Source organism: Aeromicrobium alkaliterrae, assembly GCF_039529015.1.
Classification (GTDB): domain Bacteria; phylum Actinomycetota; class Actinomycetes; order Propionibacteriales; family Nocardioidaceae; genus Aeromicrobium; species Aeromicrobium alkaliterrae.
Map to the genome: position 1 here is coordinate 276,187 of NZ_BAAAME010000005.1, position 20,013 is coordinate 296,199.

A 20,013-nucleotide genomic window follows, 5' to 3' on the forward strand; every position below is an offset into this window, starting at 1 on the left:
CAATTCCTCAGGGCGCCGACGCTGCGAGCACGACGAGCCGGTCGCGCCGCTGATCGATCTTCGAGTCGTACGGTCCCGAGCAGGTGATGAGCGCGAGCGACGCACCCTGGGCCTCGGCGTCGGCGTACAGCGACGCCATCGTGTCCTCCACGGGGTGCGTCTCGGCGCTCGTGATCGTGTAGCTCTCGACGCTCCCGTCACCGAGCTCGATCGTGATCTCGTCACCCGCCTCGACGTCGACCAGGTGGTCGAAGATCCCGCCGACGTACTTGCCGGTCTGGTGGCCCACCACGATGCTCAGCCCCTCGGTCCCGGGACGTGCGGCGTCGACGAACCATCCCGCGACGTGCAGGTTGCTCGGTGCCGCGATCCGGTCCTCCCGGTCGACCCCGACCTTCTGCATGCACCCGGTGACGTCGATCGAGGCGACCGAGAACCGCTTCGGGTCGTCGTCGGCGTAGTCGCTGAGACACGCAGGATCCGGCGGCGTCTCGTCGGGGTCACCGGTCTGTGTCACCACGCCGTCGTCGATCACTGCCGGATCGCCGTGGGTGGCGTCGAACCGCTGCACCAGACCGACCACGGCCACCGCGACCAGACCAGCCCCGAGCACCAGGCAGACCACCACGGTCAGGCGACGCGGACGACGCCGCGCACGGCGACGGGCAGCCCGACGTGCAGCCACGACCCCTCCTGATGCTCTCCGGATGTCGCAGCATCGTAGGAGCAACCCACGCCCCTGCGGATGGCCCTCGGGGGCCGCGCAGCCCGCCCCGCCCCGATTGACCCCCGAACGGAGGTCAATTGCGGAGCGGACCGTGGCAGATCCCTCCCGATGAGGGACGCCGCCGCACGCCTGGTGCAGCCTGTCGCGCAAGAACCACGACCGAGAGCGAGGTGACCATGGCCGTGCCCGAGGTCGAGGACGCACACCACGACTGCGCGGAGGCGTTCGCCCGGTACCGCCGCGCCGCGTCGGACGAGGACCGACGCGAGGCTCTGCGCACGTACGACCGAGCCCTCCACTCGCTGCACGCGGCACTGGTCGACGGGTCACGCTGACGACCTCCGAAAGGGGGTCAATTCGCTGCGCGGAAGCCGCTTTCCGTGGAGTTCGGGCGCGAGAACGCCGCATCACCCCCGAATCTTGTGGCGACTGGGGCCACAGGTCCCGCAAAGCCAGGGCCTTTCGCCTCATCCTCACCCTCTTGGGAGCCCCCGTGAAGAACCGTTCCGCCCGCGCCACCGCCCTCGGAGCCTCCGTGCTCGTGCTGGGGGCCACCCTGCTGACCGGCTCGGGCGCCACCGCCGCCGCCGGCAACCCCGGAGTGCCGGCCGACCCGACCGTCCTCCTGAGCGAGGGCTTCGACACCGGCGTCCAGCCGGGATCGCTGACCCAGCTCGAGGACTACGTGCCGACGTTCCCCACGACGTACTCGGCCGACGCGCCCTGGCTCAACCCGGTCGCCGGCAACGGCCTGATCATCGACGGCACGACGCCGGACTCAGCGTTCACCGCCGTCGGCTACCTCGGTGTCGCGCCGGGCGTCGGCAGCGAGAACATGCGCGAGCTCGCCACGGTCCTCGGGAACACGGCCGGCAAGTCGCAGGGGGCCGCGAACTTCGCGGTCACCGCCTACACGGACGCCAACCCCGGCGCGAACGCCATCGAGTTCACCACCGAGGCCCCGCTCAACCTCGATGCCGGCGGCCGGTTCCTGACCGTCTCGGCCAACGTCGCCGCGGTCAACTGTGCGCGTGCTCTTGCTCCGGCTCTCGTCTTCTACCTGGTCGACGGCACCACCGAGACGCGCGTGAACAACACCGCGCTGAACCCGTGCACCACGGCCCCTGCGGGCTCGGACGACGCCTACGCGACGACCCTGCTCGGCGGCAACGCGGCGCTCTTCACGGGCGATGCCGTCGGCATCGTCCTGCGCAACGAGCAGGGCAGCGGCGGCGGCAACGACCACGCCTACGACGACATCACCCTGCTGGACGTCACCCCGCAGCTCGACAAGAAGTTCACCGACGAGGGCAAGACCCTGGCCCCCGGCACGGTCACGAACCTCGTGCTCACGGTGACCAACACGTCCGAGCTCAGCGTCAAGGACGGCTGGAGCTTCACCGACAACCTGCCGGCCGGCCTCACCGTCGCCGGCGACGTCGTCAGCACCTGCGACGCGACCGTCACCGCCCCGGTGGGCGCGGCGTCCGTCGTGCTGAACGACGGCCTCCTGGACGCCGGCGAGGTCGCCTGCGAGCTCACCGTTCCCGTGAAGGCCACGGCGACCGGCACCTACACGAACTCGGCGGCCAACGTCTCGGCCGTCGGTCTCAACCTGCCGGGCAGCTCGGCCGTCTCGTACGCCGCCCCGGCGGCCCCGGCCGGCCCGGGCGCCCCGCTCACGGGTCTCGACGAGCAGTCCGTGTGGCCGCTCGTCGGCGCCGGCGCGCTCGGCGTGGTGCTGCTCGGCGGAGTGGCCGTGCAGGCTCGTCGCCGTCACGCCGCGTGAGGACGTGACACGACCGGGCTGACACCCGGACGACCCGGAGGGTGCCACCGCATCGGTGGCACCCTCCGGCGCGTTCCGGCCCGCTCACGGCATCCGCCGAACGGCGTCGAGCACCCCGCGAACGGTGATACCTTCCGGCGCGTGAGTCGTCTGGATCCTGCCCGCGTGACGAGCTTCGCCCGCAGGCGCGCTCGCGACATCCTGCTCGGCGCACCGCCTGCGAAGGGCTGGGCCGGGTCGAGCCTCGACCGGTCGCTGGAGCGCACCCTCGTGCTGGGCGCCGTCCTCTGGCAGGCCGTCATGATCTGGTCGGTCCTCGGCTCCGACCTCCGTCTCCCGGCTCCGCTCCTGATCGGTTCGAGCCTCGTGGTCGCCGCCTGCGGACTGCTCGTCCTGAGGGGGCACCTGCACCCCGGTGTCCTGGCCGTGGTCACCTACGCCGGCGTGCTGGTCGCCTGGTTCGGTGCCGACAGCGTGACCGGCGCCCTGTGCTTCGCGGGGGCCTGGCAGCACAACCTCCTCGCCGCCGCAGTCCCGCTCGCGTCCCGACACCGCACGACGGTCATCGGCCCGACGCTGATGGCCGCCATCACCCCCGTCTTCCTGCTCACCGTCCACGACGACTGGCAGGCGCTGGCCTCGTCCAGCATCGTGACGACCCTGTCGATCGTGATCGGCGCAAAGCTCGCCGTGCCGTTCCTGCGCCGGTTCGCCGATGCCGCCGACGACGCCTCCCTGACCTCCGCCGTCGAGCAGGAGCGACTGGTCGTGGCGCAGACCGCGACGACCGAGGCCGCCGAGGACGCCCGGACCCTGCACGACACGGTGATCAACACGTTCGCCGCCATCGCGGCCGGAGGCGCGGCCGTCGACGACCCGCAGCTCGTGCGTGACCGCTGCCGCCGTGACGTGCCCGTGATCGAGGGGCTGCTCGAGGGCCGCGCCTCCCGCGAGGACCTCGGGATCCGTGCGGTCGGTGCGTCGCAGGCCGTCACCCTCGACTGGACCGGTGCTTCGGCGGCCGAGACGTCGATGCTCGAGGCCGAGCTGACGACCGCCGTGAGGCGTTCGCTGACCGGCTCCGTGCGCGAGGCCCTGCTGAACGTCGCCAAGCACTCCGGGACCCATCGGGCCACCATCGACGTCCGCGTCGAGGCCTCGGACCTGGTCGTGACCGTGAGCGACGACGGTGCCGGGTTCGACGGCGTCACCCCCGCCGGACGCGGCCTCGCCGAGTCCGTCCTCCGTCGGTCCGCGGACGCGGGCATCAAGGCCTCGATCCGTACCGACCCCGGACGGGGCACGCAGATCACGCTCCGTGCTCCGGCGGCCGCGAGCACGGAGACCCGACCAGTCCTCGTCCCGGGGCACGACTTCGCCACCGTGCTCTCGAGCTTGCGCGACCGGGGCAGCTGGGCCTGGGCCGCCACGGTCATCGGCGTCGGTTTCACCATCGCCCCGCTGAACACGCCGCCCGAGCCCGCCTTCGCGATGCTGGGTCTGCTGATCGCCCTCACCGTGACGGCCTGGCTGACGACCCGGCACCGCGCGCACCTGCCGGTCGTGGTCTCGGCCGTGATCGTCGCCGCGATCCCGGTCGTGTTCGTCCTGTCCTTCGCGTCGGTCGACTACGGGCGGGTCGACATCATCCGGTGGCAGGCGATCGCGGTGACCGCGCTCCCGGTGATCCTCCTCGTCCACGCGCGGACCCGGGCCGAGCGCCTCGCAGGCGTGCTCGCGCACCTGGTCACCGTCGCTGTCCTCGCCGGGGAGCGGCTCGACACCGAGCCGGAGATCGCCGCCGTGGTGGCCGTGGCGGGCGTCCCGGCGCTGGCGATCGTGGCCGCCTGGACCGTCTTCCTGCGCACCATCGACGACATCGCCGCGCGGGCCGTCGACGAGCAGCGTTCGGCCGACGACTCCCGCCTCGAGTCCTCCCTGGTCGCCGCGGTCGCCGACGCGCGGGTGAGGTGGACCACCGCCGGTCTCCAGGCATCGCTCCGCCTGCTGCGCGATCTCGCCGACGGCAGCGCCGACGCGGCCGACCCGGCCGTGCGCGCGGCGTGCGCGACCGAGGAGGCCCACCTGCGCCAGCTCACCCTCCTCAGCCCCCGTGCGGTGCACATGGGGCCCTGGTTCGCCCAGGCCCTGGCCGACGCCCGCACCCAGGGGGTCGAGCTCGTGGTGCGGACCGGCGACCTCGACGTCGACGACCGCGACGAGGCCGAGGCCCTCGGATCCCTGGTGGTCGAGGCCGTCGGCCAGGCCACACCGGGCGAACGGGTGACCGTCGGTCTGTTCGTCGACGGCTCGGCACCACAGCTGACGGTTCTCGGCCCCGACCGGTGGCTGGCCGAGCTCGCCGACTCGACGACGCTCCCCGAGCGGTGGACCGCTGAGGTCTCGCCCTTCGGTGACACCGACCTCGTCATCGTCCGCCGCCACGAATCGAGGAGCAACGCGTGACCACTCCAGCCGGCCGAGACTCCACTGCGGACTACTGGCGCATCGCGATCGTCGAGGACCACCTGCTCCAGCGACGGCGCACCGAGCAGCTGCTCCACGCCCAGGAGGGTCTGCGCATCGTCTGGTCCGGCGAGACCTTCCCGCTCCTCCTGCAGTGGATCCGCACCCAGAGTCCTGCCACGCGCCCCCACCTCGTCGTGCTCGACCTCGTCGTCGAGCGGGGCCCGAACGTCGACCCCGACGCGCTCCGGGACCTCATCGACTCGGGGGTTCGCGTCCTCGTCCTCTCGGCCATGGCCTCCCCCGCTCTGGTCCGCCGTGTCCTGCAGGCCGGGGTCGGCAGCATCGTGGGCAAGCGCGACAGCGAGGCCGACATCATCGAGGCGACCTGGGCCGTTCTGCAGCGCGGCACCTGGGTCACCCCGGAGCTCGCCAGCGTCATCGCCGGCGACGGGTCCCGCCCTGCCCTGAGCGACCAGGAGCAGCGTGCTCTCGTGCTCTACGCCTCGGGGGTCGGCCTCGACGCCGTCGCCGCCACCCTCAACGTGCGGCCCGACACCGCCAAGAAGTACCTCGCCCGCGTGAAGGCGAAGTACGCCGAGGCCGGGCGCGAGGCGCGCACCAAGATCGACCTCCGCCGCGAGGCGATCCGCGACGGGCTGATCGACCCCGAGGTCTGAGCGCGGCACGGGCCGAGCCCGTGGCCCGCGGACCTAGCTGACGGGTGCGACCGCCTCGTGGGCCCGGTCCAGGTCGATCCCGCGCTCGGCGACCAGCTGGCGCACGGCGGGGATGACGTGACGGCCGGCGTCGATCGAGTCGTCGAGGTGGCCGAGCGTGGGCAGCGAGATGATGTCCGCACCCAGCTCGACGTACTTCACGAGGGTCTTCGCGATCGTGTCCGGCGACCCCACGACGAACGACGAGGCGCCTCCCCCGCCGGCGATCGCCTTCGGGGTCCAGATCGTGCCGTCCTCGTGGAGCTCGGCACGCTCGGCGATCTCGCGCAGCCGCACCGATCCGACGTTGGTCGAGAGCGCCTGGCCGCCGTTGCCGTAGAGGCGGGCCGCGTCGTCCAGCAGCCGCGCGGCCTTCTGCTGGGCGAGGTCGTCGGTCTCGGCGACGACGGGTCGGAAGGTGACCCAGAACCGGATCCGATCGGTGCGTCCGGCCCGTCGCGCCTCGTCGCGCACGCGGTCGATCTGCTCCTTGGTCTCGCGCAGGGGCTCGCCCCAGAGCGCGAAGATGTCGGCTTCCTGCCCGCCGGCGACGTAGGCGTGGTCGGACGACCCGCCGAGCGAGACCGGCAGCGCACCACCGTCGTGCGTCTCCAGGGCGGGACCGAAGTCGTCGAAGTCGTAGTAGGGACCGTGGTGCGAGAAGGCCTCCTTCCTCGTCCACACCTCCCGCAGCACCTGGATGAACTCCGTCGAGCGCTCGTACCGCTGCTCCTTCGAGAGGTAGTCGCCCTGGCGCTGCTGCTCGGCGTCGCTGCTGCCGGAGATGACGTGCACGGCCGTGCGCCCCTGGCCGAGCTGGTCGAGGGTGGAGAGCGCCTGCGCCGCCACGGTCGGGAAGGACGTGTTGGGGCGCACCGCGACCATCGTCTTGAGCCGCTCGGTGGCCGCCAGGATCGTCGCCGAGATCGCGTACTGGTCGGGGCCGGCCGAGCCGTAGGGCACCAGCGTGTAGTCGAAGCCGAACTCGTCGATCGTCCGGGCGAACCGACGCAGCCACGCCGGGTCGATCGCCGCGCGGAAGAAGTGGTCGAACGCGGACCCCTCCGACGACGGCGGCTTGGTGCTGATGGCGTTGACGAACTCCACGGTCATGACGACGTGCCTCTCTGGCGGGTCCGACCCACCGACGGGCGGGCGTCCTCCGACCCTATGAACGGCCTGGACCCGCGGTCCAATGACGAACGGCCATGGGCACTCATCGCGGGGACCGATGGATCGTCCGCGGCGGCACCGTCACAGGAGCTTCCCGGGGTTGAGGATGCCGTGCGGGTCGAAGACGGAGCGGATCCGCTCGGCCAGCGCCGTGGCCTCGGGTCCCAGCTGACGCCGGGCCCACTCGCCCTTGAGCAGCCCCACGCCGTGCTCGCCGCTGACCGATCCCCCCAGCTCCAGAGCCAGGCCGAACACGGCGTCGGCGGCGGTGACGACCGCAGGCGGCAGCGGGTCACGCGGTCCGGCGTCGGTGAGCACGATGGGGTGCAGGTTGCCGTCGCCGGCGTGCGCCAGCACGAAGATCGGCACGGTGTGCTCCGCCGCGATCGCGCCGATGCGGTCGACGGCTTCCGCGACGCGGTCCCGCGGCACCGCGATGTCCTCGATCAGCACGCGCCCGCGCTTCTCCAGCGCCGGCAGCGCGTCACGACGGGCCGCGAACAGCTGCTCGGCCTCGCGCTCGTCCGTCGTGGTGGCCACCGAGACCGCGTGGCGCCGGAGCACCTCGGTGACGACGTCGATGTCGGCCGCGGCACCCGAGCCGTGGGTCTGCACCAGCAGCAGGGCACCGCCCCTCGCGGACCAGTCGCTCCCCCGGAGGTCGTCGATCGCGGCGAGCGTGGGCCCGTCGACCAGCTCGCAGACCGCCGGTCGGATGCCGGTGGCACCCAGCTCGGCGACCGCGGCGACGGCAGCGGCCGCGTCGTCCAGCAGCGCCGAGGCGGTCGCGACGGCGGTGGGGGTGGGCAGCAGGCGCAGCGTCGCCTCGACGACCACGCCGAGCGTGCCCTCGGAGCCGACCAGCAGGCTCGTCAGGTCGTAGCCCACGACGTCCTTCACGGTGCCGGCGCCGGTCTGCACGACCGCACCGCCGGGCAGCACGGTCGTCAGCCCGAGGACCGCGTCGCGCGTGACCCCGTAGGAGACGCAGCGGAAGCCACCCGCGTTGGTGGCGACGTTGCCGCCGATCGTGGAGATCGCCGCGCTCGCCGGGTCGGGGGCGTAGAAGAGCCCGTGCTTCCGGGCCTCCGCGTCGAGGTGCGCCGTCAGCACGCCGGGTCCCGACACCGCGCGGTGGTTGGCGACGTCGATCTCCAGGTGCTGCAGCCGCGACACGTCGAGCACGATCGCGCCGTCGTCGGCCACGGCACCCCCGGCCAGGCCCGTGCCGGCTCCGCGGGTGACCACCGCGACGCGGTGCTCGTGGGCGAGGTGGAGGGTCGCCACGACGTGGTCGACCGCCGTGGCGGCCACGACCGCGAACGGGGAGGTCGGGGGCAGGAGGCCGGAGCGGTCCGTCGCCGCGGCCTCGCGCGCGGTCGCGTCGGTCAGGACGGGCGCGCGCTGGGCGAGCTCGAGCAGGAACGCGTCACGACTCATGCGCGACCTCGTCGGTCTGCTGCGCGCGGCCCGCGAAGAACGACTCGAGCGTCGTCAGCGCCGTGTGCTCGATCTCGACGTCGATGCCCCGACGCGAGATCAGCCGCATCGTGATGTCGCCCAGCGCCGGGAGCTCCGTGCGGCGCACCAGCCCGTCGGGCACCGTGCCGGCGTCCGGCAGCACCGCGAGGCCGAGTCCGGCGCGGGCCGCGGCGATCACGCCCTCGAGCGACGTCGACTCCGCCACGACCTCGACGCGGTGGTCGTGGGCGCCCAGCACGGTCAGCGCCCGCTGCCGCATGCCGCAGGGCTCGACGTACGCCACGAGGGGCCACGCCTCGCCCAGGAGCGGCGGCGTCCAGGACCGCGACGAGTACCACCCGAGAGGCAGCGAGCCGACCTTCGTGCCCGGGGTGTCGGAGCCGAGGCCGAGCACCACGGCCAGGTCGAGCGTGCCCTTGGCGACGCCCTCGATCATCTGGGTCGAGCGGTCGATGTGGAACTGGGTCTGGCGACCCGGGAAGGCGGCGCGCAGGGCGCCGAGCAGCTCCGGCAGGACCTGCTCGGCGGCGGTCTCGGTGGAGCCGATCACGATCGTCGGCTCCAGCACCAGGTCGAGGCGTCCGAGGGCCTCGTCGTGCACGGCGAGGATGCGGCGCGCCTCGCCGAGCAGGCGCTCCCCGGCCGGGGTCAGCCGGGAGCTGCGTCCGTCGCGCGTGAACAGCGTCGTGTGCACCGAGCGCTCGAGGCCCCGCACGTGCTGGCTCACGGTCGGCTGGCTGAGGTGGAGCGAGGCCGCCGCACGGCCGAACCCGCCGCAGTCCACGACGGCGACGAACGTGCGCAGCTGGACGAGGTCGAGGTCACGGCTCATCGCCGAATCCTAGGTTCGGGCCGGGACGTCCCCACCCCGATCCCGCATCGCGGACGCGTCACGACCCCGTCGCGACGGGGCGGTCGGGGTGCTGCGACCACTGGCTCCACGAGCCCGGGTACAACGTGGCGTCGATGCCCGCGAGGCGCAGGGCCAGCACGGTGTGGCTCGCCGTGACGCCCGAGCCGCAGTAGACCGCGACCTCGCTGCCGGGCTCGACACCTGCAGCCGCGAAGCGCTCGCGCAGCGCGTCGGGTGCCAGGAAGGTGCCGTCCTCGCCGACGTTGCCTCCGGTCGGGACGTTCACGGCGCCCGGCACGTGACCCGCACGCGGGTCCACCGGCTCGGTCTCGCCGCGGAACCGCTCCGGCGCGCGGACGTCCAGCAGCGTCCCGTGCTCGGGCCACGCCGCAGCGCCGTCGATGTCGGTCGCGGGCAGCTGGCCGGGCCGCAGGCTGATGGTGCCGGGCTCGGGCACGACGTCGTCCGTGGCGAGCGGCAGGCCCGCTGCGGTCCAGGCGGCGAGGCCACCGTCGAGCACGCGCACGTCGGCGACGCCCGCGTCGGTCAGCAGCCACCAGGCTCGGGCGGCCGAGAGGTTGCCCCCGGCGTCGTGCACCACGACGGTGTCGCCCTCGTGCAGGCCCCACCGGCGCGCAGCGCGCTCGAGCACGCCGTCAGCCGGGATCGGGTGGCGCCCGTCGCGGGGGTCGTCGATCGTGGCGAGCTCGGTGTCGAGGTCGACGAACACCGATCCCGGCACGTGCCCGGCCAGGTACTCGCCGTGGCCGGGAGGGCCGCCGAGGGCCCAGCGGACGTCGAGGACGTGGGGCGGGCGGCTGGACTCCAGCGCGGCCGCGAGCTCTGCGGGCGTGATGAGGATCGTCATCAGGTCAGTCCCTTCCAGGCGTCGTGCGCACCAGAGTCTCACCGACCGGCACCGCGACCGGCAGACGGTTCTCGGGCGGCGGCACGGGGCACAGGTAGTGGTCGGTGAACGCGCACGGCGGCAGGTAGGCGCGGTTGAGGTCGACCGCGACGGTGCCGTCCGCCGACGGCGCGGGGAGGGTCAGGAACCGAAAGCGGTTCGTCGTGGTGCCGCTCGTGGCGTCCGCGAAGGTGATCTGCAGTCCGCCGTTCGCGGCCGGGAACGCCGAGAGCGCGGCCTCGTGGCCGTCGATCGTGACGTGCACCGTGCCGGCCAGGGCCTGCGGGCCGCGACGACCGTCGACGTTGTCGATCGTCACCGTGGCCTGCTCGGCAGCGGGCGTGAAGCGGCCGACGAGCGACCAGGCGCGGTCCGGGTCGAAGGCGTCGATGCCGTCGAACGCCGCACGAGTCGGCGCGGCGGGGTCGAGCACCCGCAGGGCGAGGACGCCGTCACGCGAGATCGCGAGCAGCCGGAGGTCGTCGAGCTCCAGGCTCTCGCCCGGGGCGAGCCGCACGTCGGCCGCGCCGGTGCCCACGTCGGTGCCGACCACCCGGCCGTCCGCGGCGCTCCAGGCACCGGACACGGTCGGCAGCTCGGTCGGCTCGGCGTCGAGCCAGTGGGTGCCGGTGGTCGACGCGAGGCCGTGCGGGGCCGCGGCGGCCGCCTCGCGGTCGGCGTGCCAGTGGGCCCAGTCGTCGAGCCACGCATCGGTGGTGAGGGTCGTGGTCATGGGATGGGATTCCTCTCGAGCAGGTGGTCGTCCGACCACACGGTGAACAAGCGGGAGTACGGACCGTCCGCAGCGGCCAGCACGGGGTGCGGGCCGTCCTCCACGAGCCGGCCGTCGGCCAGCACGAGGACGCGGTCGGCCGCGCGGGCGGCAGCCAACCGGTGGGCGATCGTGACGGTGGTGCGGCCCCGGGTCACGACCGCGAGCGCCGACTGGAGCCGGGCCTCGGTCGCGGGGTCCACACCGCTCGTCGCCTCGTCGAGCACGAGGAGGTCGGGGTCGACGAGCGCGGTGCGGGCGAGGGCCACGAGCTGGCGCTCCCCCACCGCGAGCGACTCGCCGCGAGAGCCCACGCGCGTCTGCAGGCCGTCGGGCAGGGACTCGGCCCAGTCGAGCAGCGACAGCCGCTCGAGCACCAGCCGCACGTCGGCCTCGTCCGCGCCAGGACGCCCCAGCAGCACGTTGGCGAGGACGGTCGTGTCGAACAGGAACGGGTCCTGGCCCACGACGCAGACCCGGGCGGTGAAGCCCTCGGGGGCGACCTGTGCGACGTCGACACCCCCGAGGAGCAGCCGGCCGGCCACGGGGTCGAGCTGTCGGGTCAGGGCGCGCGCCACGGTGCTCTTGCCGGAGCCTGTCCGACCCACGAGAGCCACGTGCTCGCCCGCCGCGATCTCGAGTGAGAGCCCGTGCACGACCGGCGCCGCGTCGCCGTACGCGAGGTCGACCTGCTCGAGGCGCACCGACAGCGGGCCGTCGGGGAGGGCCACGGTGCGGTCGGCGGCCGGGAGAGGGACGTCGAGCAGCTCGGTCGCGCGCCGCCACCCGGCCAGGGCGCCCTGCGCCTCGCTGAACGACTGGACGGCACCCTGCAGCGGGCGCACGAAGAACGTCACGAGGAACACCAGCGCCACGACGTCACCCGTGCTGAGGTCGAGCGGACCCGCCGCCCACCACGTGCCGCCCACGACGACCAGCACCGTCATGGTCGAGATCGCCACCTCCCCGAGGGCCATCCCGGCGTGCATCGGCCACAGCGTGCGGCGCTGCGCGGCGTGGGTCGCCTCGCTCGCGGCGGCCAGACGGGCGACGACGCGGTCCTCGCTCGCCGTGGCGTGCACCAGTCCGATGCCTGCGGTCATCTCGCCGACCTCGTCGGCCACGCCGGAGAACGCCCGCCGCACCTCGTCGAAGCGCCGCGCGACCACGGCCTGCAGGCGCACGAGGGCGACCACCATGAGGGCCGCGATCGCGACGACGCCGAGCGTCAGCGGAGCACAGAAGACGAGCATGATCACGGCCGCGACGACCATCTGGCACAGGTGGCCCCACAGCTGCACGCCTCCGGAGGCGACGAAGGTCGTGACGGCGTCGAGGTCGGGGCCGAGCCGGCTCACGAGCCCGGCGTGGCCGAGGTCCTCACGGGTGGCCGGCGCCAGCGCGTGGACCTGCTCGATCCCCGCCCGGCGGACGGAGGCGAGCGCGCGCTCGATCGTCGTCACGACGACGCGGTGGAGCGCCCATGACGCCAGACCGGCGACGAGAACGCCCACCACCGCCAGCGGCAGGACGCGGTCGACGGTCGACAGGTCCAGGTCGTCGTCGATCACGGCGCGCACGGCGAGCGGCGCGATCAGTCGACCTCCACCGGCGACGAGGCCGAGCACCGTGACCACCGCGACGAGGCGGACCGGGAAGGCGCGGCGCGTCACGGCGTCACCGCGGCATAGGCGTCGACGATCGCGACGTAGTCGGGGTGGCGCTCCCGGAGCGCCTCGTGGGTGTCGACGTCGACGAGTCGACCCGCCCGCAGCAGCGCGACGCGGTCGGCACGACGGATGGAGCCGAGCCGGTTGCCGACCAGCACGAGCGTGACCCCGTCGGCCGCGGCCGCGGCCACCTGGTCCAGGACCGCGGCCTCGACCACGGCGTCGAGCGCCGACGTGGCGTCGTCGAGCACCAGGGCCCGGGGGCGCGAGAGCAGGGCGCGCGCGAGGCAGAGCCGCTGGCGCTGCCCGCCGGAGAGGCGGCTCCCGCGTCGGCCGACCGGCGTGTCGAGGCCCTCCGGCCACGACCGGACGAGCTCGTCGACGTCGACGAGCGCCAGCGCGGCCCACAGGTCGTCGTCGGTCGTGCCCTCGGCCGCCCCGAGCCGGAGGTTCTCGCGGACCGTGCCCGCGACGAGGTGAGCACGCTGCGCGGTGGTCGCGACCGTCCGGACGCGGGTCCGCGGATCGAGCTCGGTGACGGGGTGGCCGTCGATCCGCGCCGAGCCGGCCGACGGGGGCCGCGCCCCGGTCAGCAGGTCCACCAGGGCGGTCTTGCCCGAGCCGGTCGCGCCGACGACCGCCAGCACCTCGCCCGCGCGCACGTCGAGGTCGACGTCGTGCAGCACGGTGCGCCCACCGCGGTCGAGCGAGGCACCCCGGAGCTGCCACCCGGCGGGGCCCTCCCCCTCGTGGAGACCCGTGCCGAGCCGGCGCGGCTCGCCCTCCCCCAGGCGGTCGAGCCGCTCGGTCCCGGCCACGGAGGTGGGGATCATCGCCAGGAACCGGCTGATGACGCTGAGCGGGATCGAGACCGTCAGCAGCAGGTAGGCGACCTCCACGACGTCGCCCGGGGAGAGGCGTCCGGCATCGACGCCCCGGGCGCCGACCCAGACCACGGCGAGAAGGGCGAGACCCGGCAGCAGGTCGAGCAGCGGGTCGAACACCGCGGCCACGGCGCCGACTCGTCGGTTCTTGTCACGCAGGTCGTCGGCCGCGTCCCCGAAGCGTCCGACCTCTCGGGCAGCCAGGCCGTGGGTGCGCACGACCTCGGCGCCGTCGACGCTCTCGTGCGCGATGCTGACGAGCTCGGCCCGCGCCTCCTGCGCGGCCCGGGCGCGCGGCAGCAGGGTGATCTGCTGCCCCACGTTCGCGAGGGTCACGGCGGCGACGAGCGCCAGCACGACCAGGCCGAGGCCGGGGTCGACGCTCGTCAGCACCACGCCGGCCACACCGAGCATCACGGCCATGCCGAGGGCGAAGAAGGTCATGATCATGGGGAGCCAGCGCGCCTCCACGTCGCCGACCACGGCATCGAGCACCCGCCCCGGCGGCGTGCGGGAGTACCAGTCGAGGTCGAGCCCCAGCACCCGGTTCGTCAGGGTGCGGCGGTCGGCGGCCTGGGCCGCGTGCTGCACGCGGCCCGTGGCCACCCCTCGCAGCAGGATCGTGAGCGCCCGCACCGCCGAGACACCCAGGATTGCGCCGGCGATCTGCCACCACAGCGCACGCTCGACGGACTCCCCTTCGAGCACCGGGATGACGAGCGAGTCCGTGGCCCAGCCGATCACGGCGGCACCGACGATCATCGTCAGACCGTTGACGACCCCGGCCACCGTGGCGACCACGGCGGGTCCGGGGTGGTCGACCGCGCCGCGCGCCATCGTGGCGAGCCCACGTCCCAGGACCTGCACGTGTCCCCCGGCCATCAGGCGACCCTCCGACGCACCAGGCCCGGGTGCAGGTCGGCGGGGGTGTCGACCCCGAGCAGGGCCAGGAGGCCCGCCAGGTCGTCGCGCAGCTCGCGGAGGAGCGCCGCGACCGCATCCGCTCCTCCGGCCTCGAGCGCGCGCAGCACCGGGCGGCCGAGCCACACCGAGTCGGCGCCGAGCGCGAGCGCCCGCACGACGTCGGTCGCGTCACGGATGCCGGAGTCGACGTGGACCGGCACGCGACCCGCCACCGCGGCGACGACCTCGGGAAGAACCTCGGCCGTCGTGATCGAGCCGGCCAGCTGACGGCCACCGTGGTTCGACACGACGACCCCCGCGGCACCGGCGTCGACCGCGGCCACAGCGTCGTCGGGGTGCAGGACGCCCTTCACGACGACCGGCAGGGACGTCGCGGTGGCGAGCCACGCGACGTCCTCGGGGCCGAAACCGCGTGCCGGTACCGAACCGGCGAGCGTCGTGTCGTACGCGCTCCAGCGGGGCGCCGGGACCTCGGACGCAGCGAGGCGGAACGCCTGCTGGCGCGGCACCGGCAGCTGGTCGACGGTCAGGACCAGGGCGACGGCGCCCGCAGCCCGGGCGCGCTCCACGAACGGCAGCACGAGCTCGCGGTCCTCGCTCAGGTAGAGCTGCTGGAGGTACGGCGCCGTCGCCACCTCCTCGGGCGGCAGGGTGCTGCCGTGGCTGAGCACGAGCCCGCATCCGCTCGCGACCACGCCGCGGGCGGTCTCGGCCTCCGCCTCCGGGTGCCACAGACCGTGCCAGGCCGACGGTGCAGCGAGCACGGGCAGGGCGAGCTCGAGGCCGTGGACCGTGGTGGTGAGGTCGACCGCTCGCGGACCGACGAGCGTGCGCGGCTGGAGCGCCCACGCCTGCCACTGCCGCTCGTTCTCGGCCGGCACGTCGCCGGCCCCGCCCTCGCGGTAGTCGGACGCGTCGCGCTGACCCTCGCGCTGCTCAGACACCGACGGGAGCGGGGCCAGGGACGGCGGCGAGCAGGGTCGTGAGGTCGCGGGGTCCGGTGTGCTCGGACCCGAGGAGCCGCTGCAGGCGCTCGTTGACGGGTGCGGCCAGGCCGTGGCGACGGGCCAGCAGCACGATCTCGCCGTTCAGGTGGTCGATCTCGCTGGAGGCGCCCCGCGCGAAGCTCTGCCACGTCGACAGGCGACCGGGCTCGTGCCCCTCGACGGGCTCGACGCTCAGCGGGGCGTCGAGCCGCCCGATCGGCAACCCCGCCGCCGCGAGCGCGGCGGTGGCCTCGGCCCGGAGCAGCGCTCGCGCGGCGTCACGGTCCTCGTCGCTGCCGGTGAGGAGGTCGAGGCCGTTGCCCACGTTGCCGAGGAGCTTGGCGCTCTTCTCGGCCCGCACGTCGTCGGAGACCACGGCGTGGAACCCGGCCTCGGACAGGTCCCGCACGACCGCCTCGGTCACCTCGTCGCCTCCCGTCGGGTAGCGACCGACCCAGATCGCGCCCTCGGCGGGCGCCCGCGACGGCGAGACGACCTCGCCGGCCGTGAGGTAGCTCGCGGCGATCGCGATCGTCGCTCCGTGCACGGAAGCGAACCGCCGCAGAGCGGCGGACTCCGTCTCGAGGCCGTTCTGGAAGGTCACGATCGGCAGGTCGGCGGCCACGCCCCCGGACACGTCGGCCAGCGGCAGCCACGACCAGTCGCGCAGGGCGCCCTCGGCGTCCTGGGTCTTGACGGCCAGGAGCAGGACGTCGGTGCTGCGCAGGCTCACCTCGTGAGGCCCCGCGACGACGGGCAGTCGCACGGTGTCGACCCCGTCGGGGTGACGGACCGTCAGCCCGTGCTCCGCGATCACGCGCCCGTGCTCGCCGCGCGCGACGAGCAGGACCTCTCGACCAGCCTGGGACAGGCGGGCGGCGAGAACGCCGCCGACCGCTCCGGCCCCGATGACGACGTAACGGTGCTCAGACATGGGCCACCTCCCGGCGACGGGCGCTGATGCGACCCGGGATCGCCTCGATCAGCGCGTGGGTGTGCTCGCTCTGCGGAGCGCCGAAGACCGACGACACCGCCCCCGACTCGACGATGCGTCCGCGGCTCATGACCGACACGGTGTGCGCGACCTGCGCCACCACGGCGAGGTCGTGCGAGATGAACAGGTAGGACAGCCCGAGCCGTTCCTGCAGCTCCGCGAGGAGATCGAGGATCTGCTCCTGCACCGACACGTCGAGCGCCGAGACGGGTTCGTCGAGCAGCACGACCTCGGGCTCCAGCGTGAGGGCGCGAGCGATCGCGACGCGCTGGCGCTGGCCGCCGGAGAGCTCGGCGGGAAGCCGCTCGGCGTAGGACGCCGGCAGCGACACCTGGTCGAGCAGCTCCGCGACGCGCGCGGCCCGGCTCCGGCGGTCGCCGACCTTGAACGACACGAGCGGCTCCGCGATGGTCTGGCCGATCGTGAAGCGCGGGTCGAGCGAGGCGTACGGGTTCTGGTGCACGATCTGCACCGTGCGGCGCAGCGGACGCGTCTTCCGCCAGCCCTGCCCCGTGATGTCGGTGCCCTTCAGCGCCACCGTGCCGGAGTCAGGCTGCTCGAGGCCGAGCGCGATGCGCAGCGTCGTGGTCTTGCCGGAGCCGGACTCGCCCACGAGCGCGTGGGTGCGACCCTTCGCGACCTGCAGCGACACGTCGTCGAGCGCCGCGAAGGTCCCCGATCCCCCGGGCAGCGGGTACGCCTTGCTGACGCCCTCGAGGCGGATCACCGGGTCGGCGGTCGCCACGTCGGCGTCGGCCAGCTGGTGGCGCGGCTCGATGCGGCCGCCGTGCGCGAGGCCGGGAGCCGCGGCGATCAGCCGACGCGTGTAGTCGTCCTCCGGCGCGACCAGGATGTCGTCGGGCGCGCCCCGCTCCACGACCTCGCCGCCCGAGAGCACGACCACCTGGTCGGCACGGTCGGCGGCGACCGCGAGGTCGTGCGTGATGATCAGCAGCGACGTGCCGGACTGGCGCACGAGGGTCTCGAGGTGGTCGAGGATCGTCGCCTGCACCGTGACGTCGAGGGCGCTCGTGGGCTCGTCGGCGATGATCAGCCGCGGCTCGCCGGCGAGGGCGATGGCGATGAGCACCCGCTGGCGGAGGCCGCCCGAGAGCTCGTGCGGGTACTGCCGGGCGCGCAGCTCGGGGTCGTCGATCCCGGCCTGCCGCAGGTAGGTGTGCACGGCGTCGCCGACGGCGTCGCCCGTGACGCCGCGCAGCCGCACGGCCTCGCCGACCTGGACGCCGATGCGCTGGGTCGGGTTGAGGCCGACCATCGGGTCCTGCGGCACGAGGCCCACGACCGATCCGCGCAGCGAGCGGAGGTCGGACTCCCTCGCGCCGACGACCTCGACCGGACCATCGGGTCCCGCGACCTCGACGCTGCCGCCGCTCGTGCGGGCGTTCTCGGGGAGCAGGCCGATGATCGTGTTGGCGATCGTGGTCTTGCCCGACCCGGACTCCCCCACCAGGGCCACGACCTCGCCCGGCGCGATGTCGAGGTCGACGCCTCGCACCGCGGGCACGTGCTGACGACGACGGGTGTAGTCGACCCGGAGGTCGCGGATCCTGACGAGTGGCGTGGTCATCGCTCGAGCTCCTGGAAGGTCTTCGAGATGTGGTTGAGGCTCAGCACGACGGCGGCGACGAACAGGCCGGGCAGCAGCGGCACCCACGGGGCCGTGACGAGGTAGCCGCGACCGGCGGAGATGAGCGTGCCCCACTCCGCGGACGGCGGCGCCGCGCCGAACCCGAGGAAGCTCAGCGACGCGATCGCGATGATGGCGACGCCCGTGTCGAGCACGGCCAGCACCGCGACCGGGCCCCACGAGTTGGGCAGGACGTGGCGCACCAGGACCCGTGGCCACGAGGCGCCGCCGGCGCGGGCCGCCTCGACGTACGGGAGCGTCTTGACCCGCAGCACCTCGGCGCGGGTCGTGCGGGCGAAGCCGGGGATGATGCCGACCCCCACCGCGATCGCGATCGGGATCGTGCCGAAGCCGAGGGCCGTCACGATCGCCAGCGCGAGCAGCAGGCTCGGGATCGCGAGCATGACGTCGACGAACCGCATCAGCAACGCGTCGACGATGCCGCCGAAGAAGCCGGAGAGCACCCCGAGCGTGAGGCCGGCGACGACGGCGATGCCGAGCGCGATCAAGGTCGCCTTGATCGTCAGGGAGGCGCCGTGGACGACCCGCGACCAGATGTCGCGGCCGAGCTCGTCGGTGCCGAACAGGTGCCCGCCGGAGCCCGGCGACATCATGCGGTCGACCGGGGCGGTGGCGTAGGGGTCGTGGGTCGCGAACAGCGTGGGCGCGAACGCCGCCGCCACGACGAACAGCACCAGGAGGATCGCGGCGACGAACCCGGGCCGCACCGCGAGGGTCCGGGCGATGGCGCGCAGCCGCGCCCGTCGGCCGACGGGTCCGTCGTCGGTCAGCAGGGCGGCGTCGACCGCCCGGTCGAGAGCGGTGTCGGCTGCGGGGGTCATCGGACCGCCGCCTTTCGGGGAAGCTGCACGATGCGGGGATCGAGCAGGGGGTAGAGCAGGTCGACCACGAGGTTGACCAGCACGAAGATCGCGGCGGCGAGCGTCACGATCGCCAGGACGACCGGCACGTCCTGCGCCAGCACCGACTCCTGGGCGAGCTTGCCGATGCCGTTCCGGGAGAAGACCGTCTCGGCGACGATCGCGCTCGTGACGGTCAGACCGACCAGCAGGCCGAGGATCGTCATGGCCGGCAGGATCGCGTTGCGGAAGCCGTGTCGCCACTGCACCGCCGCCCGCGAGAGACCCTTCGCGCGGGCCGTGACGACGTACGGCTGGCTCAGGGTGTCGTCGAAGCTGCGCATCAGGACCTGCGCCAGCAGCGACGAGGTCAGCACCGCGATCGTCGCGGCCGGCATGATCAGGCTCTGCACGCCGGCCGTGCCGGTCGCCGGCAGCCAGCCGAGCTCGAACGCCAGCAGCTGGATCAGCACCAGGCCGATGAAGAACTGCGGGAAGGACGCCCCCACCGACGGCAACCGGGTCAGCACGAGCCTGGCCGGGCGCCATCGGACGTAGGAGGCGAGGTAGGCCAGACCCACGCCGAGCACGAGGGTCAGGACCCCCGCGGCCGCGCTGAGCGCGAGCGTGGTGCCCAGCCGGTCGCCGAGGAGCTCGGCGACCGGCTGCTGCTTCGCGATCGACGTCCCGAGGTCGCCGGTCACGAAGCCACCCAGGGTGGAGAGGTACTGCTCGGCGACCGGTCGGTCGAGGCCGTACTGGGCCATCGCCGACGCGAGCTGGGCGTCGCTGAGCTTGTCGGTCTCGATCCCCGCCGCTCCCAGCTGGAGCTCCACCGGATCACTCGGCAACAGGTAGAGCACGGCGAAGGTCACGGTGAAGGCCGCGAACAGGACACCGACCGCCTGGGCCAACCGGCTGAGGACGTACCGCTTCATGTCAGGTGCTCCCTACTGCTGCTTCCACACGTCGTTGAGCCGCAGGAAGCTCTCCGACGTGAAGGCGAAGCCGCCGACCGAGGACGAGACACCGGCGTACTGGACCCGCTCGAACAGCGGGAACGTGACGCCCTCGTCGATCAGCAGGTCCTGGAGGTCGGCGTACGCCTGCTCCGTCTGCTCGGTGTCGGTGGTCTGGATGGCCTGCTCGAACAGGCTCT

The 20,013-nt window shown here is 73.6% G+C and carries 18 protein-coding genes; 4 read left to right on the plus strand and 14 right to left on the minus strand.

Features of this window, described 5'->3' with window-relative positions; genetic code table 11:
* Window positions 1–7 precede the first annotated feature (7 nt).
* On the minus strand, window positions 8–685 hold the full coding sequence (locus ABD127_RS15415; RefSeq protein ID WP_344203106.1) for a class F sortase: 678 nt from the start codon (window positions 683–685) through the stop codon (window positions 8–10).
* 218 nt (window positions 686–903) lie between these two features.
* On the opposite strand from ABD127_RS15415, the gene ABD127_RS15420 reads away from it, so the two are divergent.
* From ABD127_RS15420 to ABD127_RS15435, 4 genes are all read left to right on the plus strand, one after another.
* Window positions 904–1,062: a hypothetical protein gene (locus ABD127_RS15420; protein WP_344203108.1), complete on the plus strand. Its 159-nt coding sequence runs from the start codon at window positions 904–906 to the stop codon at window positions 1,060–1,062.
* Between the two features lie 158 nt (window positions 1,063–1,220).
* Window positions 1,221–2,516, plus strand: a complete 1,296-nt coding sequence (locus ABD127_RS15425) for a DUF7933 domain-containing protein (protein ID WP_344203109.1) — start codon at window positions 1,221–1,223, stop codon at window positions 2,514–2,516.
* A 141-nt stretch (window positions 2,517–2,657) separates the two neighbouring features.
* Window positions 2,658–4,982, plus strand: a complete 2,325-nt coding sequence (locus ABD127_RS15430) for an ATP-binding protein (RefSeq protein ID WP_344203110.1) — start codon at window positions 2,658–2,660, stop codon at window positions 4,980–4,982.
* On the plus strand, window positions 4,979–5,662 hold the full coding sequence (locus ABD127_RS15435; RefSeq protein ID WP_344203112.1) for a hypothetical protein: 684 nt from the start codon (window positions 4,979–4,981) through the stop codon (window positions 5,660–5,662). Before ABD127_RS15430 ends, ABD127_RS15435 begins: the two co-directional genes overlap by 4 nt.
* Before the next feature lie 33 nt (window positions 5,663–5,695).
* Here the strand turns inward: ABD127_RS15435 and ABD127_RS15440 are convergent, their stop codons facing one another.
* From ABD127_RS15440 to ABD127_RS15500, 13 genes are all read right to left on the minus strand, one after another.
* Window positions 5,696–6,814, minus strand: a complete 1,119-nt coding sequence (locus ABD127_RS15440) for an LLM class flavin-dependent oxidoreductase (RefSeq protein WP_344203114.1) — start codon at window positions 6,812–6,814, stop codon at window positions 5,696–5,698.
* 141 nt (window positions 6,815–6,955) lie between these two features.
* On the minus strand, window positions 6,956–8,314 hold the full coding sequence (locus ABD127_RS15445; RefSeq protein WP_344203115.1) for an FAD-binding oxidoreductase: 1,359 nt from the start codon (window positions 8,312–8,314) through the stop codon (window positions 6,956–6,958).
* Complete coding sequence (locus ABD127_RS15450) at window positions 8,304–9,188, minus strand: LysR family transcriptional regulator (protein ID WP_344203117.1); 885 nt, start codon at window positions 9,186–9,188, stop codon at window positions 8,304–8,306. Before ABD127_RS15450 ends, ABD127_RS15445 begins: the two co-directional genes overlap by 11 nt.
* 58 nt (window positions 9,189–9,246) lie before the next feature.
* Window positions 9,247–10,077 carry a sulfurtransferase gene (locus ABD127_RS15455; RefSeq protein WP_344203119.1) on the minus strand — a complete coding sequence of 277 codons (831 nt, stop codon included), beginning with the start codon at window positions 10,075–10,077 and terminating at the stop codon, window positions 9,247–9,249.
* 4 nt (window positions 10,078–10,081) lie between these two features.
* The gene (locus ABD127_RS15460) at window positions 10,082–10,849 is read right to left on the minus strand and encodes a DUF1684 domain-containing protein (protein WP_344203121.1); all 768 of its coding nucleotides are present in this window, start codon (window positions 10,847–10,849) and stop codon (window positions 10,082–10,084) included.
* A complete protein-coding gene (locus ABD127_RS15465) occupies window positions 10,846–12,561 on the minus strand; it encodes an ABC transporter ATP-binding protein (RefSeq protein ID WP_344203123.1) in 1,716 nt (571 codons plus the stop codon). Before ABD127_RS15465 ends, ABD127_RS15460 begins: the two co-directional genes overlap by 4 nt.
* Window positions 12,558–14,324: an ABC transporter ATP-binding protein gene (locus ABD127_RS15470; protein ID WP_344203124.1), complete on the minus strand. Its 1,767-nt coding sequence runs from the start codon at window positions 14,322–14,324 to the stop codon at window positions 12,558–12,560. The genes ABD127_RS15465 and ABD127_RS15470 overlap by 4 nt, the downstream gene beginning before the upstream one ends.
* Window positions 14,324–15,310, minus strand: coding sequence for an alpha-hydroxy acid oxidase (locus tag ABD127_RS15475; protein WP_344203126.1), 987 nt, complete (start codon window positions 15,308–15,310; stop codon window positions 14,324–14,326). The genes ABD127_RS15470 and ABD127_RS15475 overlap by 1 nt, the downstream gene beginning before the upstream one ends.
* Window positions 15,303–16,286: a ketopantoate reductase family protein gene (locus ABD127_RS15480; protein ID WP_344203128.1), complete on the minus strand. Its 984-nt coding sequence runs from the start codon at window positions 16,284–16,286 to the stop codon at window positions 15,303–15,305. The genes ABD127_RS15475 and ABD127_RS15480 overlap by 8 nt, the downstream gene beginning before the upstream one ends.
* The gene (locus tag ABD127_RS15485; protein ID WP_344203130.1) at window positions 16,279–17,934 is read right to left on the minus strand and encodes a dipeptide ABC transporter ATP-binding protein; all 1,656 of its coding nucleotides are present in this window, start codon (window positions 17,932–17,934) and stop codon (window positions 16,279–16,281) included. Before ABD127_RS15485 ends, ABD127_RS15480 begins: the two co-directional genes overlap by 8 nt.
* Window positions 17,931–18,836: an ABC transporter permease gene (locus tag ABD127_RS15490; RefSeq protein WP_344203132.1), complete on the minus strand. Its 906-nt coding sequence runs from the start codon at window positions 18,834–18,836 to the stop codon at window positions 17,931–17,933. The genes ABD127_RS15485 and ABD127_RS15490 overlap by 4 nt, the downstream gene beginning before the upstream one ends.
* Window positions 18,833–19,792: an ABC transporter permease gene (locus ABD127_RS15495; RefSeq protein WP_344203134.1), complete on the minus strand. Its 960-nt coding sequence runs from the start codon at window positions 19,790–19,792 to the stop codon at window positions 18,833–18,835. Before ABD127_RS15495 ends, ABD127_RS15490 begins: the two co-directional genes overlap by 4 nt.
* 12 nt (window positions 19,793–19,804) lie before the next feature.
* Window positions 19,805–20,013: hypothetical protein (locus ABD127_RS15500; RefSeq protein ID WP_344203136.1), on the minus strand; the 209-nt coding region annotated here is incomplete at its 5' end.

What these genes read in the sequence shown, in the direction of transcription:
- ABD127_RS15440 (WP_344203114.1), bottom strand. Translation starts at nt 6,814, where the DNA reads ATGACCGTGGAGTTCGTCAACGCCATCAGCACCAAGCCGCCGTCGTCG.
- ABD127_RS15495 (WP_344203134.1), bottom strand. Translation starts at nt 19,792, where the DNA reads ATGAAGCGGTACGTCCTCAGCCGGTTGGCCCAGGCGGTCGGTGTCCTG.
- ABD127_RS15460 (WP_344203121.1), bottom strand. Translation starts at nt 10,849, where the DNA reads ATGACCACGACCCTCACCACCGATGCGTGGCTCGACGACTGGGCCCAC.
- ABD127_RS15470 (WP_344203124.1), bottom strand. Translation starts at nt 14,324, where the DNA reads ATGGCCGGGGGACACGTGCAGGTCCTGGGACGTGGGCTCGCCACGATG.
- ABD127_RS15490 (WP_344203132.1), bottom strand. Translation starts at nt 18,836, where the DNA reads ATGACCCCCGCAGCCGACACCGCTCTCGACCGGGCGGTCGACGCCGCC.
- ABD127_RS15445 (WP_344203115.1), bottom strand. Translation starts at nt 8,314, where the DNA reads ATGAGTCGTGACGCGTTCCTGCTCGAGCTCGCCCAGCGCGCGCCCGTC.
- ABD127_RS15455 (WP_344203119.1), bottom strand. Translation starts at nt 10,077, where the DNA reads ATGACGATCCTCATCACGCCCGCAGAGCTCGCGGCCGCGCTGGAGTCC.
- ABD127_RS15420 (WP_344203108.1), top strand. Translation starts at nt 904, where the DNA reads ATGGCCGTGCCCGAGGTCGAGGACGCACACCACGACTGCGCGGAGGCG.
- ABD127_RS15450 (WP_344203117.1), bottom strand. Translation starts at nt 9,188, where the DNA reads ATGAGCCGTGACCTCGACCTCGTCCAGCTGCGCACGTTCGTCGCCGTC.
- ABD127_RS15480 (WP_344203128.1), bottom strand. Translation starts at nt 16,286, where the DNA reads ATGTCTGAGCACCGTTACGTCGTCATCGGGGCCGGAGCGGTCGGCGGC.
- ABD127_RS15485 (WP_344203130.1), bottom strand. Translation starts at nt 17,934, where the DNA reads ATGACCACGCCACTCGTCAGGATCCGCGACCTCCGGGTCGACTACACC.